The sequence below is a fragment of the Herminiimonas sp. GW821-FHT09C12 genome (assembly GCF_059416385.1).
This window is the reverse complement of the sequence record NZ_JBWKPC010000002.1, coordinates 117,408-141,763: the sequence shown is the minus strand read 5'-3', so window position 1 is coordinate 141,763 and position 24,356 is coordinate 117,408. Positions and strand designations below refer to the sequence as shown.

At 51.3% G+C, this 24,356-nt stretch carries 22 protein-coding genes, 2 tRNA genes and 1 riboswitch; of the genes, 13 read left to right on the top strand and 11 right to left on the bottom strand.

Annotated features, from left to right (window positions below; genetic code table 11):
• The first annotated feature begins 265 nt into the window (after nucleotides 1-265).
• A riboswitch (TPP riboswitch) is annotated at nucleotides 266-365 on the top strand.
• Between the two features lie 51 nt (nucleotides 366-416).
• Complete coding sequence (locus AC07N2_RS10585) at nucleotides 417-1,706, top strand: purine-cytosine permease family protein (RefSeq protein ID WP_494779240.1); 1,290 nt, start codon at nucleotides 417-419, stop codon at nucleotides 1,704-1,706.
• A gap of 36 nt (nucleotides 1,707-1,742) precedes the next feature.
• Here AC07N2_RS10585 and AC07N2_RS10580 read toward each other — a convergent pair whose 3' ends face one another.
• The 4 genes from AC07N2_RS10580 to AC07N2_RS10565 form a co-directional block, all read right to left on the bottom strand.
• Nucleotides 1,743-3,158 (bottom strand): efflux transporter outer membrane subunit, encoded by a 1,416-nt coding sequence (locus tag AC07N2_RS10580; RefSeq protein WP_494778250.1) that lies wholly within the window; start codon nucleotides 3,156-3,158, stop codon nucleotides 1,743-1,745.
• Nucleotides 3,159-3,168: 10 nt separating this feature from the next.
• Nucleotides 3,169-5,154 carry a MacB family efflux pump subunit gene (locus AC07N2_RS10575; RefSeq protein WP_494778249.1) on the bottom strand — a complete coding sequence of 662 codons (1,986 nt, stop codon included), beginning with the start codon at nucleotides 5,152-5,154 and terminating at the stop codon, nucleotides 3,169-3,171.
• The gene (locus AC07N2_RS10570; protein ID WP_494778248.1) at nucleotides 5,154-6,845 is read right to left on the bottom strand and encodes an efflux RND transporter periplasmic adaptor subunit; all 1,692 of its coding nucleotides are present in this window, start codon (nucleotides 6,843-6,845) and stop codon (nucleotides 5,154-5,156) included. Before AC07N2_RS10570 ends, AC07N2_RS10575 begins: the two co-directional genes overlap by 1 nt.
• Nucleotides 6,846-7,329: 484 nt before the next feature.
• Nucleotides 7,330-8,109 (bottom strand): ferredoxin--NADP reductase, encoded by a 780-nt coding sequence (locus tag AC07N2_RS10565; protein WP_076591949.1) that lies wholly within the window; start codon nucleotides 8,107-8,109, stop codon nucleotides 7,330-7,332.
• A gap of 421 nt (nucleotides 8,110-8,530) precedes the next feature.
• On the opposite strand from AC07N2_RS10565, the gene AC07N2_RS10560 reads away from it, so the two are divergent.
• Nucleotides 8,531-11,824, top strand: coding sequence for an autotransporter outer membrane beta-barrel domain-containing protein (locus AC07N2_RS10560; RefSeq protein WP_494778247.1), 3,294 nt, complete (start codon nucleotides 8,531-8,533; stop codon nucleotides 11,822-11,824).
• On the opposite strand, the gene AC07N2_RS10555 is transcribed toward AC07N2_RS10560, so the two are convergent.
• Entirely contained in the window at nucleotides 11,769-12,698 is a 930-nt protein-coding gene (locus tag AC07N2_RS10555) for a hypothetical protein (RefSeq protein ID WP_494778246.1), read from the bottom strand. The two genes, AC07N2_RS10560 and AC07N2_RS10555, sit on opposite strands and share 56 nt — an antisense overlap.
• Before the next feature lie 360 nt (nucleotides 12,699-13,058).
• On the opposite strand from AC07N2_RS10555, the gene AC07N2_RS10550 reads away from it, so the two are divergent.
• Nucleotides 13,059-13,412, top strand: a complete 354-nt coding sequence (locus AC07N2_RS10550) for a hypothetical protein (RefSeq protein ID WP_494778245.1) — start codon at nucleotides 13,059-13,061, stop codon at nucleotides 13,410-13,412.
• Between the two features lie 101 nt (nucleotides 13,413-13,513).
• Nucleotides 13,514-13,900, top strand: a complete 387-nt coding sequence (locus tag AC07N2_RS10545; protein ID WP_494778244.1) for a hypothetical protein — start codon at nucleotides 13,514-13,516, stop codon at nucleotides 13,898-13,900.
• Between the two features lie 69 nt (nucleotides 13,901-13,969).
• Here the strand turns inward: AC07N2_RS10545 and AC07N2_RS10540 are convergent, their stop codons facing one another.
• The 3 genes from AC07N2_RS10540 to acs all read right to left on the bottom strand — a co-directional run bounded on the left by AC07N2_RS10540 (nucleotide 13,970) and on the right by acs (nucleotide 16,431).
• Complete coding sequence (locus AC07N2_RS10540; protein WP_494778243.1) at nucleotides 13,970-14,101, bottom strand: hypothetical protein; 132 nt, start codon at nucleotides 14,099-14,101, stop codon at nucleotides 13,970-13,972.
• Between the two features lie 97 nt (nucleotides 14,102-14,198).
• Nucleotides 14,199-14,289, bottom strand: a tRNA-Ser gene (locus AC07N2_RS10535).
• 159 nt (nucleotides 14,290-14,448) lie between these two features.
• Nucleotides 14,449-16,431 (bottom strand): acetate--CoA ligase, encoded by a 1,983-nt coding sequence (gene acs / locus AC07N2_RS10530; RefSeq protein ID WP_494778242.1) that lies wholly within the window; start codon nucleotides 16,429-16,431, stop codon nucleotides 14,449-14,451.
• A gap of 177 nt (nucleotides 16,432-16,608) precedes the next feature.
• On the opposite strand from acs, the gene AC07N2_RS10525 reads away from it, so the two are divergent.
• The 4 genes from AC07N2_RS10525 to AC07N2_RS10510 all read left to right on the top strand — a co-directional run bounded on the left by AC07N2_RS10525 (nucleotide 16,609) and on the right by AC07N2_RS10510 (nucleotide 19,867).
• On the top strand, nucleotides 16,609-17,232 hold the full coding sequence (locus tag AC07N2_RS10525; RefSeq protein ID WP_076591954.1) for a YqhA family protein: 624 nt from the start codon (nucleotides 16,609-16,611) through the stop codon (nucleotides 17,230-17,232).
• A gap of 20 nt (nucleotides 17,233-17,252) precedes the next feature.
• Complete coding sequence (locus tag AC07N2_RS10520) at nucleotides 17,253-18,794, top strand: fumarate hydratase (RefSeq protein WP_494778241.1); 1,542 nt, start codon at nucleotides 17,253-17,255, stop codon at nucleotides 18,792-18,794.
• 36 nt (nucleotides 18,795-18,830) lie between these two features.
• Nucleotides 18,831-19,685 (top strand): glutamate racemase, encoded by an 855-nt coding sequence (murI, locus tag AC07N2_RS10515; RefSeq protein WP_494778240.1) that lies wholly within the window; start codon nucleotides 18,831-18,833, stop codon nucleotides 19,683-19,685.
• 106 nt (nucleotides 19,686-19,791) lie between these two features.
• Nucleotides 19,792-19,867: transfer RNA gene (locus AC07N2_RS10510), tRNA-His, on the top strand.
• A 208-nt stretch (nucleotides 19,868-20,075) separates the two neighbouring features.
• On the opposite strand, the gene AC07N2_RS10505 is transcribed toward AC07N2_RS10510, so the two are convergent.
• The gene (locus tag AC07N2_RS10505) at nucleotides 20,076-20,402 is read right to left on the bottom strand and encodes a hypothetical protein (RefSeq protein WP_494778239.1); all 327 of its coding nucleotides are present in this window, start codon (nucleotides 20,400-20,402) and stop codon (nucleotides 20,076-20,078) included.
• 271 nt (nucleotides 20,403-20,673) lie between these two features.
• Here AC07N2_RS10505 and AC07N2_RS10500 point away from each other — a divergent pair, with 271 nt between their 5' ends.
• The gene (locus AC07N2_RS10500; protein WP_494778238.1) at nucleotides 20,674-21,045 is read left to right on the top strand and encodes a YgiW/YdeI family stress tolerance OB fold protein; all 372 of its coding nucleotides are present in this window, start codon (nucleotides 20,674-20,676) and stop codon (nucleotides 21,043-21,045) included.
• 91 nt (nucleotides 21,046-21,136) lie between these two features.
• Here the strand turns inward: AC07N2_RS10500 and AC07N2_RS10495 are convergent, their stop codons facing one another.
• Nucleotides 21,137-21,334 (bottom strand): hypothetical protein, encoded by a 198-nt coding sequence (locus AC07N2_RS10495; RefSeq protein ID WP_494778237.1) that lies wholly within the window; start codon nucleotides 21,332-21,334, stop codon nucleotides 21,137-21,139.
• Nucleotides 21,335-21,683: 349 nt separating this feature from the next.
• Here AC07N2_RS10495 and AC07N2_RS10490 point away from each other — a divergent pair, with 349 nt between their 5' ends.
• The 4 genes from AC07N2_RS10490 to AC07N2_RS10475 all read left to right on the top strand — a co-directional run bounded on the left by AC07N2_RS10490 (nucleotide 21,684) and on the right by AC07N2_RS10475 (nucleotide 24,045).
• Nucleotides 21,684-22,013 (top strand): nucleotide pyrophosphohydrolase, encoded by a 330-nt coding sequence (locus AC07N2_RS10490; protein ID WP_494778236.1) that lies wholly within the window; start codon nucleotides 21,684-21,686, stop codon nucleotides 22,011-22,013.
• A gap of 129 nt (nucleotides 22,014-22,142) precedes the next feature.
• Nucleotides 22,143-22,841, top strand: coding sequence for a TenA family protein (locus tag AC07N2_RS10485; protein WP_494778235.1), 699 nt, complete (start codon nucleotides 22,143-22,145; stop codon nucleotides 22,839-22,841).
• A gap of 50 nt (nucleotides 22,842-22,891) precedes the next feature.
• Nucleotides 22,892-23,554 carry a thiaminase II gene (gene tenA, locus AC07N2_RS10480; protein ID WP_494778234.1) on the top strand — a complete coding sequence of 221 codons (663 nt, stop codon included), beginning with the start codon at nucleotides 22,892-22,894 and terminating at the stop codon, nucleotides 23,552-23,554.
• A 284-nt stretch (nucleotides 23,555-23,838) separates the two neighbouring features.
• Nucleotides 23,839-24,045, top strand: coding sequence for a DUF6494 family protein (locus AC07N2_RS10475; RefSeq protein WP_076591961.1), 207 nt, complete (start codon nucleotides 23,839-23,841; stop codon nucleotides 24,043-24,045).
• 140 nt (nucleotides 24,046-24,185) lie between these two features.
• Here AC07N2_RS10475 and AC07N2_RS10470 read toward each other — a convergent pair whose 3' ends face one another.
• Nucleotides 24,186-24,356, bottom strand: a complete 171-nt coding sequence (locus AC07N2_RS10470; RefSeq protein ID WP_157889138.1) for a hypothetical protein — start codon at nucleotides 24,354-24,356, stop codon at nucleotides 24,186-24,188.

Below are 24,356 nucleotides of genomic sequence, written 5' to 3'. Positions count from 1 at the left end.
AACATTGCAGTGCGTCAACTTAAGTATATCGCCTGTCGATGAATAACTTGTGACATTCCTGATCTGTGATAGCATACTGTTCATACATACAGTATTTATGTGTTTTCGTCGGGCCGCTCCCCCTCCCTGTTTTATCGTGCGGCCCGACACTTTCTTCTGCAATTTCTGCATTCAACTACCCGCTACGCCTTCTGCCTAGCCGCTTTCCCGCTACATACAACTTGCCTATCCGCCGTTTTTGGCTCAAAGTAGCGCCCAGTTTGACCTTCTTGGCTCGGGGTCCTGCGCATTTGATGCGTGGGTGAGAGATACCCGTTGAACCTGATTGAGATAATTCTCGCGCAGGAAAGCACACAATCCATCGCCGTACACCGGCATCGAATCCGCTTACCTGCCATCTATTTTGAAAGACGATGATGGCTTTACCAAACGCACCTACGGCAGCAAGCAATGCCGCCTTCACACCTATTCCTGCGGCTGACAGAGTTTTTTCCTTCCGCGATCACGCTGCACTGTGGTTCAGTCTCGGCGTCGGCTTGCTCGTTATGCAGATCGGTGCATTTCTCGGCACCGCTCTCGGTACGCAGACAGCATTGTTCGCCATTATCGTCGGCTCGCTGCTCGGTGCAGCTCTGCTCGGCCTGGTTGCCTACATAGGATTTGAACGCGGCCTGTCCAGTCCGGTATTGATGTGCCAAACCCTGGGTACATCGTTCGCCAAACTGCCGGTGATTTTGAACGTCGTTCAATTGATAGGCTGGAGCGCGTTTGAACTAGTCGTCATGCGCGATGGTACGACTGCCTTGATCAAGGACATCACAGGTATAGACGCAATCTGGTTGCCGTATGTCACGGCGCTGTTCTGGGGTCTGCTGCTAGTTGGCCTTGCAACCGGTTCGATGATAGGTTTGGTGCGCTGGTTTGTCGGTCGCTTCGGTTTGCCTTTGGTTATTCTTTCGCTGATCTGGCTGACCTATCAATTTGTCTTGAAAGCGCAAGTACAAGGTCTGGATGCAATCTGGAACAGATCCGGTGACGGTTCTATGAGTACGCTGGCCGGAATCGATCTGGTGATGGCGATGCCGGTGTCGTGGCTGCCCTTGGTCGCTGATTTTGCCCGTTATGGCAAAGCTGGCGCCAGCACCTTCCGCGGTACATGGCTGGGCTTTGCTGTGGCAAATATCTGGTGTCACGCCTTAGGCGTCTTGATCGTCAGCACATCCAATCCTGGTGCCGATCTGATGACCACTTTATTGCTGGCACAAGGTGGCTTGATTGCGCTTGGTCTGATTCTGATTGATGAGATGGATAATGCTTACGGCGATGTGTATTCCGGTTCAGTCTCGCTCAACTTCCTGAATGGAAAATTCACGATACGTTTCTGGGGCATTACACTCGCCTTGGTTGCCACCGGCTGTGCACTCTTCCTGCCTATGCACGGATTGGAACCTTTCCTGCTCTTGCTCAGCTCGGTCTTCGTGCCTTTGTTCGGCGTCGTCATTTCGCAATTGGCAGCGAAGGGACAAGCGACAGATAAAGGTGTGAATGTCGTACCTGTTGCCATCTGGCTGATCGGCATTGCTGCCTTCCACATCTGCCCACTTCTATGGCCGGTAGTCGGTTCCGCTTTGCCAAGTTTGACTATCACGCTGCTGCTGGGAAGTATTTACCGGATGTCACGTCGCCCGGCATTGCAATCTGCTTGATCCGTGGATGATGGATATTCTCCATCATCCATCTTATTACTTCGCTTCGACTTGCGGCCTGCTCCAGCCACCACCCAATGCTTTGAATACATCAGTGGTGCCGGTCAGACGCAACAACCTCAGTTGTGCCAATGTATCGTCTGCCGTGAACAAAGTACGCTGCGCATCCAGCAGCGTATTCAAATCGTCCGCACCTTCGCGATAACGCAACTCGGATAATTTCAATGCGCGCTCTGCTTCTTTCTTGATTTCGATTTGCGCCTGTTCCTGTGCAAAATTACGACCCGCATTGCTGAGCGCATCATCGACTTCTTTCAACGATGCATAAACCGTGCGACGATAATTTTCAATCAATTGACGACGTACCGATTCGCTGGTTTCCACTTGCAGGCGCAAGCGATTGCCATCGAATAAAGTTTGCACGATGGAAGCGGTAAGGCCCACGCTATACGCCGGATTACCAAGCGCGAGCAAAGCAGCACTGGAATTACCAGCAGCACCTGTTAATGAAATAGTCGGCAACAATGCAGCACGCGCCGCTGCGACATTGGCATCAGCCGCATACAGTTGCGCTTCCACACTCGCTATATCTGGCCGACGTGTAATCAATGTCGATGGCAAACCCGGACTGACCTCCGGCACATTGAGCGTAGTCAAATTTTGTTCAGCGACCTGCAAGGCTTGCGGCTGACGTCCAAGCAAAATTGCCAAGGCACTTACGGTTTGCCGTTCCTGTACTTGCAAAGGCAACAGGGTATTACGTTGCGTGAGTACGGTGCCGCGTTGGCGGCTCATATCCAGCGCGGATGCGGAACCATAGCGATAACGCGCCTCGACTATCGCATACACTTTTTCGGCAATCGCCAGATTGTTCTCTGCAACACGCAAACGCACACGCAAAGCCAGTGTTTGGAAATAAGCATTCGCAACGCCGGTTGTGAGCGTCAGCCTGACGGTTTCCAGATCGTAGCGACTGGCATTCAGCGATGCGTTGGCACCACTGGCAACCGCCGCGACACGTCCCCATACATCGACCTCGTAGGCCATGCTGAGCGCCACACCGGAGCCTTCTGTTTTGTTCCAGCCGGTACTGACAGGTCCCGGCTTGTTAGAACCAACATTGGTATTCGCACTCACCGTCAACAATGGGAACAAAGATGCGCCGGCACTACGTGCCGTAATCTCTGCTTGTGTCACGCGTTCTGCCGCGATACTCAAATCCGGATTGGCCGCCAAGGCTTGATCGATCAAGCCAGACAATTCATCCGAACCGAAACCGCGCCACCAGTCGCGCTGCAATTCAATGCCGGCAGGTGATGCTTCGGCCCAGGTTGCAGGCAACTCAAGATTCGGCCGCGTTGCATCGATACGGCTGGCACACGCGCTCAATGTCATCAGCGCTGCAACAGCAAGCGCGAGACGGGTACGACGAAAAATAAAATGTGTAGTCATGGATGTCATTTCATTCTGCCGACAAGGCAACCACAGGATCGAGTTGCGCTGCTTTTTTAGCTGGTAAATAACCGAACACCAATCCCGTCATGAACGCGCAACCAAAGGCGAGCAAGACCGGTGTCGGCGAATATTTAATCGGCGTACCGAAGGCATCAATCACTGCTGCCGTCGCCAATCCACCAATCACACCGATGGCGCCACCAATTGCGGATACCACCACGGCTTCAATCAGGAACTGCTGCATGATGTTGGCCTCACGTGCACCAGTTGCCATGCGAATACCAATTTCTCGTGTACGTTCAGTCACCGACACCAGCATGATGTTCATCACGCCGATACCACCAACCAGCAGCGAAATCGCAGCAATCGAACCAAGCAGGATAGTCAGCGTATTTTGTGTCTGCTCCATCGCTTCCATGATGGAAGCCATATTGCGGATCTGGTAATCGACGGTACCGTGGCGTTCCAGCAGCAATTTGTCGACTTCTTCCTGCGTGTTATCTATGTGATCGACGTTTTCTACCGCCACCGTGACGTTACGCAGATAGCGCTGGCCGGACAAACGCAGGCTGCTGGTTGAGTACGGCACGAACACCACATCATCCTGATCCGAACCCATCGGCGAAGCGCCGCGTTCCGACATCACACCGACCACCTGGAACAACAGATTATTCACCAGGACAAATTCACCAATCGGATTGTCTTCACCAAACAATGCTGTGGCGACGGTCTTGCCCAGTACTGCGACCGCAGCGTAATTCGATTCGTCTTCTTCGCTGAAGAAAGTACCCTGTGCCACCGGCCATTGCCGCGCCAATGGGAATTTGGCTGAGGTACCCGTCACGCTGGTTGAAGTATCCGAAGTACCGAAGCGCAAGGTGACGCTACTGCTTTGCTCCGGCACTGCGGCCAGCACATTCGGTAATTCATCGATCGCGCGCACATCATCCACCACCAATGTCGCGGTGCTATTGAAGCCGCGCTGATTCGGCACACCCGGACGCACCAACAACAGGTTGGAACCCATCGCACTGATACGCTCCACCACTTCCGCCTTGGCACCGTCGCCGATTGCCAGCATTGCAATCACGGAGGCCACACCAATCACGATACCCAGCAAGGTCAACACCGAACGGAAGAAGTTCGCGCGCAGTGAACGCAACGCCATCTTGGCCGCTTCCAGCATATCGGCCAGACGCGAACCAACACCGGCCACCACCGGTCGCACAAATACTTCCTGCGTCGGTGACTGCTGCGCCGGTCCCGGGTCGGACAGGATATGTCCGTCCTTGATTTCAATCAGGCGCTGCGCATGATCGGCCACTTCCTTCGCATGCGTAATCAGCAAGACTGTATGTCCGCGCGCCGACAAATCCGCCAGCAGCTTCATTACATCCTGCCCGCTCTTGCTGTCCAGCGCACCGGTCGGTTCATCGGCCAGGATGATGCGACCGCCATTCATCAGCGCACGAGAAATTGACACCCGCTGCTGCTGGCCACCGGACAATTGATTCGGCCGGTGATGTGAGCGTTCGGCCAGGCCCAGTTCCGCCAGCAAGGCTTGCGCTCGCGCATGTCGTTCGGCCGGTGGCAGGCCGGAATACATGGCCGGCACTTCGACGTTCTCTACCGCACTGGCGGATGCGATCAGGTTGTAACTCTGGAACACGAAACCGAAATCATCACGGCGCAACATCGCCAGCTCGTCGCGGTCGAAACCGGACACATCGCGTCCCATGAAGTGATAGCTGCCGGTCGTCGGTCTGTCCAAACAACCGAGGATATTCATCAGCGTCGATTTACCCGAGCCGGATGCGCCCATGATGGCGACGAATTCGCCCTCATAGATTTTCAGGTCTATGCCGTGCAGCACCTCGACTTCCAGCCCGCCATTGCGGTAAGTCTTGGTGACGCCGCGCAACTCGATCAGCGGCGTCTCGTCAGGCGCACGCGTCGCGTTGCTGACGGCGTCCATATCCATCTGCTCGTTCATTAACGACCCCGTGCCGATGGTCCGCCCATGCCGGGCGGCATACCGCCTTGCTGGTTAGTTGCAGCAGCCGAACGCTTGGTCGATGGCGGCAACTTCATACCAAGTACGACCGTATCGCCTTCTTCCAGACCGCTCAAGACTTGCATCTGCACGCGATTGGTCACGCCCAGCTCAACCTTGCGTTGTTCGATATTGCCGTCCTTGCCTATCACTTTCACAGTGCCGGTACGCGCTGCCCGCGTTGTACTTTGTTCGGCAAAGCCGCTGCTGGAAGCAGGCGTATCCACCGGCGAATTGCCTTTGGCGATAGTCGTGCCGGCTGGCGCTTTTTCACCTTTGGCGGATTTCACTTCGTCTTTTTTCGCAGTCACTGCTGCAGCGGCAGTTTCAGTCGCCGGTGTTTCAGCCAGTTTTTCTGCTTCACGCAGCGCACGACGACGCTCGCGCATTACTTCACGTTCTTCCGGCGACATTTTTTCAAAGGCAGCACGACGTTCTTCCTGACTCATATTCGCAAACTGGTTCGCGCCGGCCTTGGCCTTGTCCGCACCTGCTGCAGGTGCCGCAATTGTGTCCGTTGCTTTCTTGTCGCTGGCTGCATTGTCCTTATGCTCTGCTGGTTTACGTTCGGCTGCTTCAGCAGGGTTACGCTCGCCGCCTTCACCGCGCTCACGACGGCCACCAGTATTTCCGGAACCGCGGCTGGTACTCACTGCTGCAGTCGGCACCAACAATGCATCTTTGGCTGTTGCCGCAATGAAGAAAACTTGCGTCGTCATGCTCGGCATCAAAGCCTGGTTTTTATTCGGTACATCAAACAAGGCGTTGTACAAGACCACGTTATTGGTCACGGTAGGCGTAGGCTCAACCTTGCGCAAAGCACCGTACCAGCGACGTCCCTGGCTGCCCAATGTAGTGAAATAAACTTCCATGCCTTTGCGCAGCTTGCCTACTTCTGCTTCCGACACCTGAGTCTGTACCGTCATCGTCGACAAATCGGCAATCCGCAAAATCGTCGGCGCAGTCTGGTTCGCATTCAGGGTCTGGCCCTGGCGTGCAGTCAGCGATACAACCGTGCCATCCATGGGTGCATAAATTTTTGCGTAATTGAGGTTGGCTTCATCCGCACGCAGGGTTGATTGTGTTTGTTCGATCTGCGCCTGCAAGGCATCGATTTGCGCCTTCGCCGAACGCAATGCTGCTTCCGCAGTTTGCAAGGAATCGGCCGTAGTGGCGTCGGCTGCCATCAGGTTCTTTTGACGGTTGTATTGCAAAGTCGCCAGTGCCAGTTGCGATTCACGGTCCTTCATCGTCGCCAATTGATTACGCAAACCCGCACGACGTGCATCGACGGTTGCGAGGAACACAGTCGGATCAATCTCGGCCAGCAAGTCGCCTTCTTTCACAACCGAGCCAACTTCGATATACAACTTCTTCAATTGCCCCGATACCTGCGCACCGACGTCCACATACTCGAGCGGTTGCACGGTACCAGTCGCCGTCACCAGGTCCTGAATATCACCACGCTGCACTTCCGCAACCTGATAAATCTCACGCGGATCTTTTTTGCCATAGAACTTGTGCCATCCCCAATAGCTAAGGCCGGCTACCAGCACAATCAGCAATGCGATCAAAGAGTAACGACTGAAGAGACGTTGGCGCAGGCCAGCAAGGAAGGATGAAGACTTCATGGGCAGAGACATTCAGTGTGTAAATAATTATTTTAATGAGAGCGAAAGCGCCGCTTATTTTTGCTGACTACGACGCGGGAACAAATCTGGAGCAAGCTGCATGACACGACGACAATCGCAAACAATCGTGTAACAACGTGGGTATTTCTATGTTTCCCGGATAGTGCAAAACCAATGCGAGCCCTTAGCGGAACTGGCTGGCTATCCGGAAGAATGGAATGGCTGGCGACATCGTTGACGCATCAACGACAGCATCTAACAACGGTGCCTAACGATAACGAGTCTGCAGGGGATTATCAAGACAATCCCTGATTCCATAAGGTAAAGAATTGTGAAGAAGAAACGAAATGGAAGCACATTCCCACACCCATGTACGACTGATACACGCAAAAAAATGGCGCTGAATGTTCATTCAACATTCAGCGCCATTTCTTCTGCTTAGCCTATTGAGGGCATAAGCGATATTTCATGAATCTTTATTGCATCAGCCACGATCAACAAATGCACGTTCGATCACGTAATCACCTGGCTGACCGATGCCCGGCGATACTTCAAAGCCGAGCTTGTCGAGTTCGCCTGCGGTGTCTTTCAACATATCCGGGCTACCGCAAATCATCGCGCGGTCAGTCAATGGACTCATAGGATCGATGCCGAGGTCGATGCACATCTTGCCGGTAGAAATGGCAGTCGTAATACGACCTTCGTTGGCAAATGGCTCACGTGTCACGGTTGGGTAATACAAGAGCTTGGCAGCGATTTCTTCGCCCAAGCCTTCGATTTGCAGCAACTCATCGGCGACGTATTCACGGTAAGCCAATTCGCTCACCAGACGCACGCCGTGGACCAAAACAACTTGATCGAAACGCTCGTAGGTATCCGGGTCACGAATGATGCTCATGAATGGTGCCAAGCCTGTGCCGCTACCGAACAGGAACAAACGTTTTGCCGGCAACAGATCGGAAATCACCAAAGTACCGGTTGGCTTGCGGCCAACCAGCATCTCGTCGCCGACTTTTAAATTCTGTAGATGTTTGGTCAAGGCACCGTTCTGCACCTTGATCGACAGGAATTCCAGATGCTCTTCCCACGCCGGGCTGGCAATACTGTAAGCGCGCAACACATTTTTGCCGTCGATCGGCAGACCGATCATGACGAAGTGACCGCTTTCGAAGCGGAAGCTTGGTTCACGCGTTGTAGTGAAGGAAAACAGCGTGTCGTTCCAGTGATGAACAGACAGAACGCGAACAGTGTCAAAAGCAGCCATAAAATCAATACATCCTAAATATCAAATTGCCGTTATCACGGACAAGCGGGCGAACAAAGCTGTGAACGCATACCAAGAGGCGCTCCTGACTTTTCCTGGGAAAAAGGGAGCGCGTATTTTACCAGTCGGGACTGAACTGTCACAGGTATCAGACAGAGCCGCCTGAATACACTGCAATGGTGGACTTTCGTCAGCGCAAACTACTTGAGAATTATTCTCATTATAGCGAATAGCTGAAAGCGCCGCAAACCTTGGCCATCAGGATACCTTGTGCACCGCCATTTGATAATGACGGAATTCTCATTTGCTTATAACCAGACGGCTTAAAGGCGATGTGGCCAATTCATCAAATGGTAATAAAACGGTAATCAAGTTGTCATTTGCGCTCCGCATAATCCGGCAATTTATTCGGAGACACAATATGCGTTTCGATCACCTGCAACTGCGGCCACTGCCCTTGGTTATAGCGCTTCAAGCCGTTTTCGCCTTGCCCGCTTATGCACAGCAATTCACCGTATCCAATGGTGTAACTGATACTGCAGGTAAAACATTAACTGGTACGAACGGCACCGTTGAACAAGGCGGCACACTGACCACTTCTGGCAGTACGGTTGCAGTGACCGTCAATGCAGGTACGTCGATCATTAACAATTCTGGCACGATCAGCCAGACAGGATCGGGCCGCGCGATTGATGCCAATGCTAATGCGACCACACTGACTATTAACAATAATATTGGCGGCTTGATCACTTCGGCTAGTGACGTAACGATACGCGTGAACAAGGCTACGGACGGTTTCTTCATCAACAATCAAGGCACCATTGCGCAATCGGGTGTGGTTACCGAAGGCAAGCAATATGCGATCAAAACCAACGTTGATTTCACAACACTCAATAACCGCATCGTCAATGGCTCGGCAACGAATACCAGCGCAACGATCACTTCAAGCAGCTCGACTGCAATCAAGCTGGGTTCAAATACCACGCTCACAAACTATGGGAAGATTTATTCCACCAGCCCGGTAAATACCAAATGCGCCGACTACATCACAGCTTGCGGAACAGCCAATCCAGCACCTCCCAAAGCGGCTGATGGCCTGTCTATCGACGATGCGATGAAGAATGTCACTATCCTCAATTACGGCTCTATCACCGGCCCGCGTCACGGCATCGATGGCGGCAATCCAGTTGCTGCAATCGCAGATGCCAATCTGATCGGTGTAGATCGTTTGACCGTGACCTCGATTGGCGCGAATGGTGTTGTGTTCGACAAGGTTGTCAATGGCGTAACCACTTCAGGTATCACAATCATCAATCCAGTCGTCATCAACTACGCAGGTGGAACGATCACTGGCAATAATGGTTCTGGCGTTGGTCTTGACGGACACGGCGTAGTCATCAACTACGGCACAATCAGCGGCAAATATGCAGGTGCTGGCAATGTGTATGACCATCTTGGTTTGGGGCAAACCACAAGTAATGGCGATGGTGATGGCGTGGACATCGACGGTGTGGCCTATGTAGAAAACTACGGCCGCATTCAAGGCTTGGGCGCTGGCGGTCTTGATTCCGGTGGACAACCGAACGGGGCTGATGGCATCGCAGCTGGTGGCGGTACTATCATCAATCATGCAGGTGCAACTATCTACGGTCAGTCCAAAGGCATACTGATAGACGACGGTGCGGACGGTACTGCAATCGCAGCTCAACGCGGTACGGCTCTCGCTACTGGCGCAGCAGTCAAGATCATTAACGAAGGCACCATCATCGGCGACAAGAAAGTCGCGGTTGGACTGATTGGTACTTTTAACGACACCCTGATCAACGGCGCCAGCGGCATCATCACCGGCGGTGCAGATGCAACGCGTCTCGGCGAAAACAACAGCACCGTAGCTGGTGCAGCAGTACAAATGGGTGCGGGCGATGACGTACTGGTCAACTATGGTCGCATCGAAGGTAAAAATGGCCTGGCAATCGATATGGGTACCGGCAATGACACCTTGCGTCTGCTCGGCGGTGTCGTGATCGGTAGCATAGACGGCGGTACCGGCACTAACCTGCTGGAAACCAATGGTACGCAAACTTTCAATGCCGGACAGTTAAGCAACTTCCAAAACATCACCGTCCTCGGTGGCAATACCACCTTAAACTATGCGCTGAACGACGCCAACAATATCCAGATCGATGCCGGCGGTAACCTGCGCATCAATGGCAATATCACTGCAAGCGGCAACCTGACCGTCAACGGTACGTTGCAAGCAGCCAGCGGCGATGCCTTCCGCAACGTAACTGTCGCTGGTAACTACGCACAAGGTGCAAGCGGTGTACTGGAAGCACGCATCGGTGCCAACAATGTAAGCGACAAGATTACCGTAACCGGTAACGCCACCTTCTCTGACGGTGCAACGATACGTCCTTTGATCACAGGTTCAGTCGCAGACGGCTCCAGCTACACGCTGGTATCGGCTGGCACACTGAACGCCACTACCGGCAATCTGCAAGTCAACAATGGCAGCGGCGCTTTCTATACCTATAGCCTGCAAGGCAGTGGCAACGACCTGCAACTGGTGGCACATCGCCAGAACGGTTTGGTAAATGTCATTCCACAAAACCTCGGCGGCCTGGCCAATTCGCTGAACCAGCTGGCTTCAAGTGGCTTATCGAATTCGGAACAAGGCCTCAAGCTTTTGAATACTCTGCAATCCTTGCCGAATGCACGTGCATTGTCCGACGCGGCAGCACAGATCGCACCAGAAACAAATGCAGCGGCACAGTCCACGGCAACGGCGGCGCAAGGTAGTGTGTTCTCCGCTTTCGACAATCGCATGGATGCAGCGCGTAGTGGTGAACAAGTTGCCATGAACAAAACCGGTCTGGCCGGTGGCGATGCAGCGGGCAATCGTTTCTGGATGCAAGGCTTGGCATCAATCGCGACACAGAAAGCACGCAAGGGAGCCAACGGCTTCGATCTGGATGCACAAGGTCTGGCAGCCGGTTATGAAACCGACCTGAACAAGAGCGATATGGTCGGCATCTCCGGTGGCTATACACAAGCAGGCAGTGATGGTCGCGATGGCGGTGCAGGCGATAGCAATGATGTCAAATCCCTGCATATCGGTGGCTACTTTAGCCGTACCGAAAGCAATTACACCCTGGATGCCAGCCTAGCGATTTCTGCCAACCGCTACACCACACAACGTCTGGTCAGCATTCCAGGCTTTAATGAAATCTTGCGCGGCAAATTCTCCGGCAATCAAATCGGTGCACGCTTCGAATACGGTCTACCCTTCGTATTGGATGCTACATGGAGCGGTCGCTGGTTGATGGGTGCACGCGTCAGTCGTCTCGATAACGGCAGCTACACCGAAACCGGTGGCGCATCGGCACAAACCATTGCCAGCAGCAGCGCCAATTCAGTACAAAGCGTATTGGGTGTGGAGTTCAGCAACAAGCTGAGCGCTTCTTCCAGTGCAACACTTCGTGCCCGCTACCTGCATGAATTTGCCGATACGCCAGCCATCGAAGCGACCTTCGCCAGCGGTGGCCCGGCCTTCAAGATCGACGGCGTACAACCAGGACGTGAAGCACTGCAACTGGGTCTGGGCTATCGCAAAGTTACTGCAACAGGCACCACGATTGCATTTGGCTACGATATGGAAGTCAGGGATAAGTATCTCGGCCATCAATTGACGGCAAAAGCGATCTGGAGCTTCTAATCCGGCTCAAATCGATAGGCGTACGCATACGGTGATCGACTCCCGGCAGAATCACAAGTTCTGCCGGGGCATCTACCGGATAAGCACGCAAGAAGTTTTGCAGTAAAACAGGTGGAACGACTTTATCGTCATCCCCTACTACGTGTATCTGCGGCAAACGAAATAATTTCTCCCGAACCGCCAGCGCATTGAGCGAGCCAGTCAACGGCGATACCTGATGATGCGTGGTCCACGCAGCATGATCGAGCGGTGCCGCAACGGTAATCAGCATAGCAACATCATCACGTCGTGCAGCAATCAAGGCTGCCAACATACCACCGCCTGAATAACCTGCCAATACAATATTTTTTGCGCGCGTAGTGCGCTTGGCTTCACTGATCGCAGCATTCAAACGTCCTACCCACTTCTCGGCAAAACGTGCGCTGGTCCAGTCATCAACCGAACACGCATTCAGTTCAACTTCAGAAATGTACTGGCAAGGCCGTGCAAGATAGAGCACGGTGTTTTTGGAAATACCTTTTGCCAAACGCCAGCCTGCAGCATCGACCGGTGTTGGATCAAATGACGGTTCACGCATATTCAGCCATGCACGACCATCACCTTCGATCACAATCCACAAATTATCGGGAGCATTCTGTGATTGCCCCTGCGCGCGCAACATACCAACCAACGGCGGTTCCACACCGAAACGTACTGGCGTAAATCCTTGTGTGTCGCCATCCTGCTTCATCGCAAGAAAGCGCTCTTCCGTCGTCAGCGCACATCCAGATAACAATATCGTCGCCAGCATAAGAACGGCGCAAACAACACGATATGTCGCGCTTCCATTCGAATAGGACACATTACGTCCTAGCGTCTGCTTGATGAGGTTCATTGAGATGAAAGAAAAAATGATTGCGTAATGTCGCCTGCAATCGACGCCAACGTCAAGGTATCCAGCGAAAAATGCCGGGCATGCAAGCAAGCGACCAAGAAAACCTTTTCAGCATCAAAGAATCAAATAGAAATACACGCATCATCTATAAAAAATAATGCTCATTCGGCGCAAAAAGAGACCCGAGATGTCAAAAACTGTCGATATTCGAGATTTTTCAGTTATTCACGCCCCGCAGATGCAATCCCGCGGGAAGAAAGGTAAAAATCAGTAAATAAGTCCTTCTGTCCCTAACCTTGTACGGCATGAGGAATACAATACAGCCATACACAGTTGCAACCTATTTGAATGGATAACAAGATGGAAAACGCCGTATACAACAACGCACTCGCCGCATTGAAAACCTTATTCGGCATGCCACGACCGCTCGCGAACCAAAACGGAGCAAGATTTTTGCGTAACGGCACCGTCACGATCTACCACACCGAACTGTTCCCCGGCAATGAAGCAGAGATCGCGTTCAACGTGCAACCTATCTCTTCTTCCTATGGGATATCGCCGGCAACGTTGAACAGCCTGTTAGATGAATGCAGACATTTGACCGGACACCCGACTGAAGTCAATAAGTTGCAAAACTGGCCGCGTATCGGTCTGGCGACCGAAGAAGAAGTGACACAGGTAATGGTGAAACTTGCTGCCGTACTGAAGAAATAAACAGACGCATTTGTCCCTCCCCAAATTACGCATGCGCGTATAAACTGTAAGCGCAAACTGCTGGCTCCACAGATTCACCGATGTAATGTGACAAGGAGGAAATGATGGATAACCTGAACGTACAATTTCATGTCTCCGTTTTGACCGTCCCGTGCTACATCACGACAGATCAATTCCCGGAATGGCTCCAGCGTGAGGCGCTGGCCATCCAGGAGCTAAGCGAAGACAACAGCCTGACCATTATCAGATTGTTTCTTGCCGCACGCATCAAGGAAGTGTGGACGAGGAAAAAGCTGGATGTCCTGTTGCAAGGCATCACCGATAAATATCCCCATATTTTTCGAGTGGAGATGGTCGTAATCGACGATACGCTGGATATCGACGAGATAGAACTAATCCAGTCAGATGCAGAGCATGAGCTGGCTCAAGTACTGGAATCGGTTAAACAGTTTCAGGAATTGAAGGTAGCGAGAAGCAAGCTGCATTGATTCAACATTTCATCCGTACAGCGCTTGTGTCTGACAAAAATCAAATCATGCTCAGAAATTGTATCGCTCTTAAGAAAAAATAAAAGCGAGCATTGCAGCATCGTCTTCCAACATCACGATGATAGTGACCGCCCATAACAGAATATGGGCTTGTGTCAGCGCCAGCATATCTTTGGTGTTTTTATTAATTATCTTTGCCATATGCTTAAACGAGCCGGCTCAGTGAAGGTAGCGCCACAATATACCTTGTTTCTTTTTCTGCAAAACAAAATGCCCGCTTACGCGGGCATGTGTATTCTGGCGGAGAGACGGGGATTCGAACCCCGGATAGGCTATGAACCTATACACGCTTTCCAGGCGTGCGACTTCAACCACTCATCCATCTCTCCTGATCTTTCTTCGCCGACTGCTTTTTAGCGAAGCCGCCGATTATAGCAAAATTTTCTCCAGAATTGCCGCTTTTCCTCACTATCTAAGATTACTAGACGTAAAAAAGCCGTCGCAGCGAGTAACTACGACGGCTTTGCATTGAATGCAGATCAATATTTTTATTGAGCTTGCTTCAATTGTTCCAGAATTGCCGGATTCTCCAGGGTCGAGATATCTTGCGTAATCACTTCGTCTTTCGCCAGTACACGCAATAGACGACGCATGATTTTGCCGGAACGTGTTTTTGGCAAGTTGTCACCAAAACGGATTTCTTTCGGTTTGGCGATCGGACCGATTTCTTTCGCTACCCAGTCACGCAATTCCTTGGCGATTTGTTTGGCTTCATCACCGGTTGGGCGGCTACGCTTCAATACGACAAAAGCGCAAATCGATTCGCCGGTGGTTTCATCCGGCTTACCGACGACGGCTGCTTCGGCCACGATAGGATTGGCGACCAATGCGGATTCAATTTCTGCTGTACCCATACGATGACCGGAGATGTTCAGCACGTCATCGATACGACCGGTGATGGTGAAGTAACCGGTTTCTTCATTGCGGATTGCACCGTCACCTGCGAGGTAGGTTGTACCGCCGAGTTCTGCCGGGAAGTAGCTCTTGGTGAAGCGCTCTGGATCGTTCCAGATATTGCGGATCATCGACGGCCATGGACGTTTGATGACTAGCAAGCCGCCCTTCCCGTCCGGCAGATCGTGGCCACCATCATCGACGACCGCAGCGGTAATACCTGGCAGCGGCAAGGTGCATGAACCCGGCACCATAGGTGTAGCACCCGGCATAGGTGAGATCACGTGACCGCCGGTTTCTGTTTGCCAGAAAGTATCGGCAATCGGGCAACGTTCGCCACCGATATGTTTGTAGTACCACATCCATGCTTCTGGATTAATCGGTTCGCCAACTGAACCGAGCAAGCGCAAGCTGCTTAAATCGTATTTGCTTGGATGCACAGCAGGATCTGCATCCGCAGCTTTGATCAATGAACGAATCGCCGTCGGTGCAGTGTAGAAAATCGTGACCTTGTGCTTTTGCACCATGTCCCAGAAACGACCAGCGTTCGGGAACATCGGTACGCCTTCGAATACGATTTGTGTCGCACCGCAAGCCAATGGGCCATAAGTCACATAAGTGTGACCGGTGATCCAGCCAATGTCGGCGGTACACCAATAAACATCATTAGGTTTGATGTCAAAGGTCCACTTCATCGTCAACATCGCCCACAGCAGATAGCCTGCGGATGAATGCTGCACGCCTTTTGGCTTACCGGTCGAGCCGGATGTGTAAAGAATGAACAATGGATGCTCGGCACCGACTGCTACCGGCTCACATTCCGCGACTTGCTTCTCAACCAAGTCATGCAACCAGATATCACGACCGGCGACGAAGTTCATGTCTCCGCCAGTGCGTTTGTAGACGACGACATTGCGGATAGTGTTGCAACCGCCGAGCGCGAGTGCTTCATCGACGATGGATTTCAGCGGCAGGTTTTTACCGCCGCGTACCTGGTAGTCAGAAGTCAGCACCGCTACTGCGCCTGCATCGATAATACGTTCCTGCAGCGATTTGGCAGAGAAGCCACCGAATACGACCGAGTGCGTTGCGCCGATACGTGCACATGCCTGCATCGCTGCCACACCTTCGATCGACATCGGCATATAAATAATGACGCGATCGCCTTTCTGGATGCCCAGCTCTTTCAAGCCGTTGGCAAATTTGCAGACGCGTTCATACAGTTCTTTATAAGTAACCCGTGTAACTTTGCCATCATCGGATTCAAAAATGAGCGCAACCTTGTCGGCATTGCCATTATGCAGATGACGATCCAGGCAGTTGTAGGAGACGTTTAATTCACCGTCTTCAAACCATTTATAGAATGGCGCATTGGATTCATCCAGTTTTTTGGTGAACGGTTTGCTCCATTGAATATTTTGCTGAGCAAGACGCGCCCAGAATCCTTCGTAATCTTCTTCTGCCTCGGCGCACAGTGCGCGATATGCATCCATACCACTAATAGCAGCATTTTTAACGAACTCAACAGGCGGATTAAACACCCGCGCCTCTTGCTTGAAGCTTTCAATACTGGACATCGTCCCCTCCGTTACGGATTTTATTTGTTACTCACAATATGCTTTTACACTTACTGAAGCCTTACACAAATCCGGCTTCAGCAGGTTGAAATTGACTAACTGCTGTCGTACAGAAAAAGCGCATGCACGTGTAAAATGCAGTCTTCTATTTTGTTCCTTGTTACCTCAACGCATCCCATGACATCACCTGTACATACTGACGAATTGCCAACAAAAAAGGCCATTCATCCTCTAGCTGGCTTCATTTTCATGACGCGCTGGCTGCAACTGCCATTGTATCTGGGTCTGATTCTGGCGCAATGCGTCTACGTTTATCATTTTTGGGTCGAACTGTCGGATTTGATCGGTGCCATCCTCGGCAATCCTGAATCCTTGAAGCATATTTTAGATGTGGTCACAATTCCCGGCACACAACGCGCGGAGAAGCTTACCGAAACAACCATCATGTTGGTCGTACTCGGCCTGATCGACGTGGTCATGATTTCCAACCTGTTGATCATGGTGATTATCGGCGGCTACGAAACCTTCGTCTCGCGCATGAACCTGGAAAGTCATCCCGATCAACCGGAATGGTTGTCACACGTCAACGCATCGGTACTGAAAGTCAAACTGGCGACAGCGATCATCGGCATCTCGTCCATCCATTTGCTGAAGACTTTCATCAACGCATCTGCTTATGATGCAAAAACGCTATACGCGCAAACCGGCATACATATTGTCTTCCTGTTGTCCGCAATGGCGATTGCCTATGCTGATCGCATCATGGCGGACACAAACGCACTGAATAAATCTTCCCACTAACGCTCACAGCCGACACTGCCATGACCATCATTAAACAAGACGATTTAATCGAATCCGTTGCTGCAGCATTACAGTACATCAGCTACTACCATCCGCAGGATTACATCCAGCACTTGGCTCGCGCATACGAGGCAGAACAAAGTCCGGCAGCAAAAGATGCGATTGCGCAAATCCTGACCAATTCGCGCATGTGCGCAGAAGGTAAGCGCCCTCTTTGCCAGGACACCGGCATCGTCAATGTCTTCTTGAAAATCGGTATGGAAGTGCGCTTTGAAGGATTCGGCAAAGGATCAATCACCGACGCGGTGAATGAAGGTGTACGTCAGGCATACAACCATCCAGACAATACGCTGCGCGCATCGATCGTGGCTGATCCGCATTTCGAACGTAAAAACACCAAAGACAACACACCTGCTGTTGTGCACATGGAATTGGTTCCTGGCAACACTGTAGATATTCAGGTTGCGGCTAAAGGCGGTGGCTCGGAAAACAAAACCAAGTTCGTCATGCTCAACCCATCCGACTCGCTGGTCGATTGGGTCATGCAAACCGTGCCTTTGATGGGCGCAGGCTGGTGCCCACCAGGCATGCTCGGTATTGGTATCGGCGGCACAGCAGAACGCGCAATGCTGATGGCCAAACAAGTGTTAATGGAAGACATCAACATGTACGATTTGAAAAAACGCGGCCCGCAAAATAAGACAGAAGAACTGCGCATTGAATTGTGTGACAAGATCAATTCGCTCGGCATAGGCGCACAAGGCCTCGGTGGTTTGACCACTGTGCTCGACGTGAAGATCATGATGCATCCGACACATGCGGCATCCAAACCAGTCGCCATGATCCCGAACTGCGCCGCCACACGCCATGCACACTTCGTACTCGATGGTTCCGGTCCCGTTTATCTGGATCCACCATCACTGTCCGATTGGCCAAACGTCAACTGGACGCCAAATACAGAACAATCCAAACGCGTCGATCTGAATACATTGACCAAGGAAGAAGTCGCTTCGTGGAAGCCAGGTCAAACCTTGCTCTTGAACGGCAAGATGTTGACCGGTCGCGATGCTGCACACAAACGCATCCAAGACATGTTGGCCAAAGGCGAAAAACTACCAGTCGACTTTACCAATCGCATCATCTATTACGTCGGCCCGGTCGATCCAGTACGCGATGAAGCAGTTGGTCCAGCTGGCCCAACAACGGCAACACGCATGGATAAATTTACCGAAATGATGTTGGCGCAAACCGGTTTGATCTCGATGGTCGGCAAGGCAGAACGTGGCCCAACCGCGATTGAAGCAATCAAGAAACATCAATCGGCTTACCTGATGGCCGTTGGCGGTGCCGCGTATCTGGTATCGAAAGCGATCAAGACAGCCAAGGTACTCGGCTTCGAGGATCTGGGTATGGAAGCAATTTACGAATTCGATGTGACAGATATGCCCGTCACAGTCGCGGTTGACTCAAACGGCACTTCGGTACATACAACTGGACCCAAGGAATGGAAAGAGAAGATCGAGAAGATTCGTTTGAACGAGATTCCTGTTACCGCGGTCTGACACCGCATATCGATCAATCTGACATCGCAAACCGACGTGGCATTCTCCGCATATCCTGATCCTGTTGCAGCCGACGCACCGATAGGCATCTTCGACTCGGGCGTTGGTGCCTTGTCGGTCCTGCGTCATATCCAGGCGCGCTTGCCGTCCGAACATTTATTGTGCTTTGCCGACTCCGGCTACGCTCCATACGGCGGCAAATCCGATGCTGAAATCATCGAACGCACTTTGGCAATCGCTTCTTTTCTTGCAACCAAGAACATCAAGGCCATCGTCGTCGCCTGCAATACCGCGACCGCTGCAGCCATCGATGCCTTGCGCCAGCATTACCCGGAATTGATCGTAGTTGGCGTCGAACCAGGGCTCAAACCCGCAGCCGTTTTTAGCAAAAGTGGCAAAGCTGGCGTATTGGCGACAGCCAGCACCATCGCAAGTAGCCGCTTCATCACCCTGCGCGACCAAATCAGCTCATCAACTGGCGTCACGTTTCTGTCGCAAGCTTGCGTCGGTCTGGTTGAAAAAATTGAAAAAGGTGAGCTGGACTCACCTGAAACAGCCGCCATGCTGGAACGCTACGTCACACCGTTGCTGCGTGGCGGTGCAGATACGCTGGCCTTGGGTTGTACGCACTACCCTTTCGTACAACCGTTGATCGAAGCAATCGCCCAACGTGAAAGTGCCGTACCAGTCACCATCATCGATACCGGCGAAGCTGTGTCGCGTCAGCTCGAGCGACTATTGCAACAACGCGGCCTGCAAAGATTTGAAACAACTGCCGGATCACTGCAAGCCTTCACAACTGGCAGCCGCAGCGCCCTTGTTCAAGCCTTCGCACAATTGCTGAATCAGCATCCCTCAGTCACGGAAATGCCGGCAAAAACGGCTGCCTGAGAAAAAATCGATTCATTTCTTTATTTGATTTGCCAGCCGCGTATGAATTTTGTATAATGCGCAGCTGTCTAGCAAACATTGTTAGTCAGATAGTTGTAAATCAGTGGTGGCTGTAGCTCAGTTGGTAGAGTCCAGGATTGTGATTCCTGTTGTCGTGGGTTCGAGCCCCATCAGCCACCCCACTGTATTTCAATAAAATCAGCACTTTTCTCCTCGCTGATTTTTCATATTTCAAATCCACAATATCCAAACGATTTCACAACGCGCAATTTGACGCGACGTGCGCACGTCCATTTCTGCCTCATTTAAACGGTGTGGAAAATTCAGAATACGGAAAAGCAATCTGCCACGCAGGCAAACCTTTTCCGGTTCAGATTTGGCGAAGCGCCATTAAAATATTTTTTCGCCGCGCAGATAATCGATCACGATTGCATTAACGGCAGACAAGCGTGCCTCTGCAGTTCCACTCTGCGCTGCGACGATCTGGCGCAAATAATTCAGCATCGAGGTTTTTGCCTTACGCGCAACATCGATAGTCACGGCTTCTTCTTCGTAAAGAATGACATACGATCTGGCAAAGCTGGCGATCAGGAAATATGCGGTGGCGTTATTCGCATCATTGTCGATAAGGGACAGGCACTGTGCACGCAGTTCAACGTAAGAATCTGTACCCGCTTCACGCGTTTCGAACTGGCTAACGATCTCTGTTAAATTCATTTTCACTTCCAAAATAATGGTCGGTTAAATTCACTTTCTCAAAGCAATCGTTCATCACGATTTTTCACATCGCCTTGAGGACATATTGTACCTAAGCCGATAGAAACGCATCGTTCACGATCAATTTTGAATAAGAATTCCTGAAAAATGTCATTCGCCATTGTTCGATACAGACAGACTGCTTTTCGACTTTTTCTCCTCATCAAGGAATTAGGCTTAATATAGGCAGTGAACTACGAGCAGCACTCACTCTGACAAAAGGAGACTTTGGATGAATATCAAAAGTAAAAGAGCAGCATTGGTTCTCGCGGCAACTGCCGCATTAATGTGTTCCCCGGTCGTAGTGCAAGCACAGTACGTTGGTCCATCAGCACAGATTACCGTCAGCTCAGTGGCTGATATCCTGAAAAATCCAGTCGACGATCAACCTGTCATGCTACGCGGGCTTCTGATCAAGCAAGTCGGACACGACAAATACATCCTCTCCGATGGAACTGGTGAAATTCGCGTTGAGATCGATGCCAAGCGTTTCGCGGGGCAGCAAGTTGATGCGAATACCAAAGTCGAATTAAGAGGGAAAGTGGAAAAAGACTTTCTTCAAAGTCCGGAGGTCGACGTAGATACGCTCATCTTATTGAGATAACTCGTCAAATAAACTGATACCTGAATGGGTATCACAGACATAAAAAAACCGTCGCATGCGACGGTTTTTTATTTTGCAGACCTGACTAAGATTAATGTCCGGACAATGCGGCTTCTGCAGCAGCATTTTGTTTACGGATTTTTTCTTTTTCAGCTTCAGCTTCCGGGCTCAATGGTGCAGCTGGGTCTGTGCTTGTTGCTGCAGCAGGCTCTGCAGGTGTATGGCTGTCAGCGCCACAACCAGCCAAAATCATAGCCAACGCAAATGCTGCGAATAATACTTTACTCATTGCTCTTCCTTCTGGATTGATGATTCTATGTATTTTCAAACACTGGTTATTCACCAGTAGTTGATACGCGTACTCTCACGACGAAACAATGCATACGCCACTGAAACCACTGAGTGGAATATAAGAGATGTTAAGAAAACGGTAAATTGTGGAATCCACGTACCTGCATGTACTGCAGCGCAACATTCCTGCAGTTTCTTTTTTGTCGGACATCACTATCGATAACAACATTGAAAACTTGATGCACGCGATGACTTGCGCACTCTCAACATAGCCAACTGTACGATCCAGGTCATGAACGACTGTTGCGCTATCATTGCAGCTCATCGTCATTCAACTTGCACAATTCATGACAAAAACTCTGCTCGACACCCAAGCATTAGAAAACGTACTGGAAGAATTCGCTGATGCGCGTAATTGGCAACAATTCCATTCACCAAAAAATCTAGCCATGGCGCTGACCGGTGAAGTGGGCGAGCTGGTAGAGATATTCCAGTGGCGTACCGAAGAAGAATCCTGGCAGGTGGCACAAGCGCCGGAAACCGCCGAACACGTGCGTCAGGAACTGGCTGATGTTGCGCTGTATCTGATACGTCTGGCTTCGGTCCTCAAGGTTGATTTGAATGCCGCGATTCAAGACAAGCTTGTGATCAACGCAAAAAAATACCCGGCACTGTAAAATTCGTCACTGCCGACTTGATCGGCACGAATCGAGGTGAACGATTTTTGCAACGTTCATCACTTCTTATATTCCCGTAAAGTTGACGATGGCTGCGCGACACGCCATTGGATCATCCTGAAATTTCTCATGACCGACACACAATTCAACGCCAGAAAAAATACTGCCAGTACATTTACGGAATGGCTGCGCGAACAAAATCAAGATAACTGGAATGCTGCGATCAATCATCGCTTCATCGATGAGTTATTTGCCGGATCAGTAGCAGAAGATGTGCTGCAACATTATCTGGTGCAGGATTATCAATTCATCGATCGCTTCGTCGCCCTGCTCGGCGCAGCCATTGCCAGCGCTGATCGCTTCGAGTCACGAGTACGACTGGCACGCTTTGCAGCGATGATTACCAGCGATGAAAATACCTATTTCCTGCGCGCATTTGATGAACTCGGTACCACTGCCAAACACCGCACTGCGCCGCAATTGACTGCGCCGACCAAGGCCTTCCAGGACTTGATGGCAGAAGCAGCTGAAAGCCGAATCTATCCTTTGTGCCTGTCTGTCCTGGTCGTGGCTGAATGGTTGTACTTGAGCTGGGCCGATCGTCCAAACGCCAAGCTGCCGGAACGCTTTATTCATGCAGAGTGGATTACCTTGCATAACAACCCAGCCTTTGCCGAATTCATTGACTGGTTGCGTTCAGAACTGGATCGCACTGGTGCCGCACTCGATGCCGATGGACAAGTACGCAGTGCGGATATGTTCGGTCGCGCCGTCAAGCTGGAGCGTGAGTTCTTCGATCACGTTTACACTCCGCTCCAATACTCCTGAATCCCTGCCCGTACGCATGCGACGGGCCACCATCCTCGTTAAGGAACACCATGTCTTTTACTGCTGAAATCTGGAAGAAGAATGCGGCCTTGTTTGAAACAATCCGCACAATGCCGTTCAATCAGGAACTCGCTGACGGCACATTGAGCAAAGAGCGCTTCCGTCATTACATGATTCAGGATGCGCATTATCTGGTCGCTTTCGGCCGCGCATTGGCCGTTGCCGCGGCCAAAGCAGACAATGCAGACGAAGTAGTGCAGTTCGCCAACGCAGCACACGGCGCAGTGGTGGTCGAGCGCAGCCTGCACAAGGATTTCATGGAGCAATTCGGCGTCAGCCCGGCTACCTTTGCTGCCACACCACTATCGCCAACCACGCATCATTACAGCAGCTATCTGCTGGCAAATTCGTGGAGCGCATCTTATCCGGTCGCTTTGGCCGGTTTGCTGCCCTGCTTCTGGATCTACGCCGAAATCGGTCGCGATATTCTCGGCCGCACAGGCAAGAACAATCCTTACGACTCATGGATAGGCACCTACGGTGGTGAAGAATTCCACGCGGCTGTGCGCGCTGTGATCGCAACTGTTGATCGCGTAGCGTCTGTTGCCAGTGAAGAGACACGTCGTGACATGCATATCGCTTATACGCATGCAGCCAAACTGGAATGGATGTTCTGGGATTCTGCTTATCGTCTGGAGCAATGGCCGGTCTAAATAATCTTGTTTGCTGATCGCAATACAAGGTAGCGACTGCATGTGCAAGAGCCCGATTCATAACTTGAATCGGGCTCTTTTTATTTCACCTGTTTATTTCTGCGCAGCGCTTGTTGTACTTCAGGTTGCAAGCATGCTCCTGCCAGGCCAAACGAGTAGTAGACTGTTGAGGTGATGACAGCAATGCCCCATGTTGCTCATGGGTATATGTACTATTCTGAATGATCGTACGCCACTAGTGTCTAGCGACACGTCACTTCCCTACCTATCGACAGGAGTTCATTATGGACGAAGAAAATTTCAATCTCAGCATGCGTAAATTCTTGAAAATGGTGGGAGTTAGCTCACAGCATGAAATCGAAAAAGCAGTGGAAGCAGCGATAGCGAACGGCAGCATTGCCGGGACCGAATCATTCCCTGCAAAGGTCACTCTGGAAATTGAAGGACTTAAATTGAATATCACCTTTGATGGTGAAATTCGTCTTCAATAAATATGGATAGCATCAAGGTGCCTCTTATTATGCGAGCACCATGACTAGAAACCGGATGCACAGTGATGTGCATCCGGTTTTTTACTTTATCTTCTCGACCCCGCTCGCGGCGTCATCTCACCCGATCTTGATGCCAGAGCTCACCATTTATATGGCGGGATCGCCATCGTGACCAAGGCGCTGATTTGCGTTTGCTCAATAAATTGATCCGGGCTGCTTTCTGCCGCTGCGCGTATTGGATGCGCAATGATGAACAAACCACCAATCACGGTGATTGCGCATATCAATAGGGTGTAGTGAAGTTTTCTCAT

Coding starts and splice junctions, on each gene's coding strand:
- AC07N2_RS10585 (WP_494779240.1), top strand. CDS start 417: ATGGCTTTACCAAACGCACCTACGGCAGCAAGCAATGCCGCCTTCACA.
- AC07N2_RS10580 (WP_494778250.1), bottom strand. CDS start 3,158: ATGACTACACATTTTATTTTTCGTCGTACCCGTCTCGCGCTTGCTGTT.
- AC07N2_RS10575 (WP_494778249.1), bottom strand. CDS start 5,154: ATGAACGAGCAGATGGATATGGACGCCGTCAGCAACGCGACGCGTGCG.
- AC07N2_RS10570 (WP_494778248.1), bottom strand. CDS start 6,845: ATGAAGTCTTCATCCTTCCTTGCTGGCCTGCGCCAACGTCTCTTCAGT.
- AC07N2_RS10565 (WP_076591949.1), bottom strand. CDS start 8,109: ATGGCTGCTTTTGACACTGTTCGCGTTCTGTCTGTTCATCACTGGAAC.
- AC07N2_RS10560 (WP_494778247.1), top strand. CDS start 8,531: ATGCGTTTCGATCACCTGCAACTGCGGCCACTGCCCTTGGTTATAGCG.
- AC07N2_RS10555 (WP_494778246.1), bottom strand. CDS start 12,698: ATGAACCTCATCAAGCAGACGCTAGGACGTAATGTGTCCTATTCGAAT.
- AC07N2_RS10550 (WP_494778245.1), top strand. CDS start 13,059: ATGGAAAACGCCGTATACAACAACGCACTCGCCGCATTGAAAACCTTA.
- AC07N2_RS10545 (WP_494778244.1), top strand. CDS start 13,514: ATGATGGATAACCTGAACGTACAATTTCATGTCTCCGTTTTGACCGTC.
- AC07N2_RS10540 (WP_494778243.1), bottom strand. CDS start 14,101: ATGGCAAAGATAATTAATAAAAACACCAAAGATATGCTGGCGCTGACA.
- acs (WP_494778242.1), bottom strand. CDS start 16,431: ATGTCCAGTATTGAAAGCTTCAAGCAAGAGGCGCGGGTGTTTAATCCG.
- AC07N2_RS10525 (WP_076591954.1), top strand. CDS start 16,609: ATGACATCACCTGTACATACTGACGAATTGCCAACAAAAAAGGCCATT.
- AC07N2_RS10520 (WP_494778241.1), top strand. CDS start 17,253: ATGACCATCATTAAACAAGACGATTTAATCGAATCCGTTGCTGCAGCA.
- AC07N2_RS10505 (WP_494778239.1), bottom strand. CDS start 20,402: ATGAATTTAACAGAGATCGTTAGCCAGTTCGAAACGCGTGAAGCGGGT.
- AC07N2_RS10500 (WP_494778238.1), top strand. CDS start 20,674: ATGAATATCAAAAGTAAAAGAGCAGCATTGGTTCTCGCGGCAACTGCC.
- AC07N2_RS10495 (WP_494778237.1), bottom strand. CDS start 21,334: ATGAGTAAAGTATTATTCGCAGCATTTGCGTTGGCTATGATTTTGGCT.
- AC07N2_RS10490 (WP_494778236.1), top strand. CDS start 21,684: ATGACAAAAACTCTGCTCGACACCCAAGCATTAGAAAACGTACTGGAA.
- AC07N2_RS10485 (WP_494778235.1), top strand. CDS start 22,143: ATGACCGACACACAATTCAACGCCAGAAAAAATACTGCCAGTACATTT.
- tenA (WP_494778234.1), top strand. CDS start 22,892: ATGTCTTTTACTGCTGAAATCTGGAAGAAGAATGCGGCCTTGTTTGAA.
- AC07N2_RS10475 (WP_076591961.1), top strand. CDS start 23,839: ATGGACGAAGAAAATTTCAATCTCAGCATGCGTAAATTCTTGAAAATG.
- AC07N2_RS10470 (WP_157889138.1), bottom strand. CDS start 24,356: ATGAGAAAACTTCACTACACCCTATTGATATGCGCAATCACCGTGATT.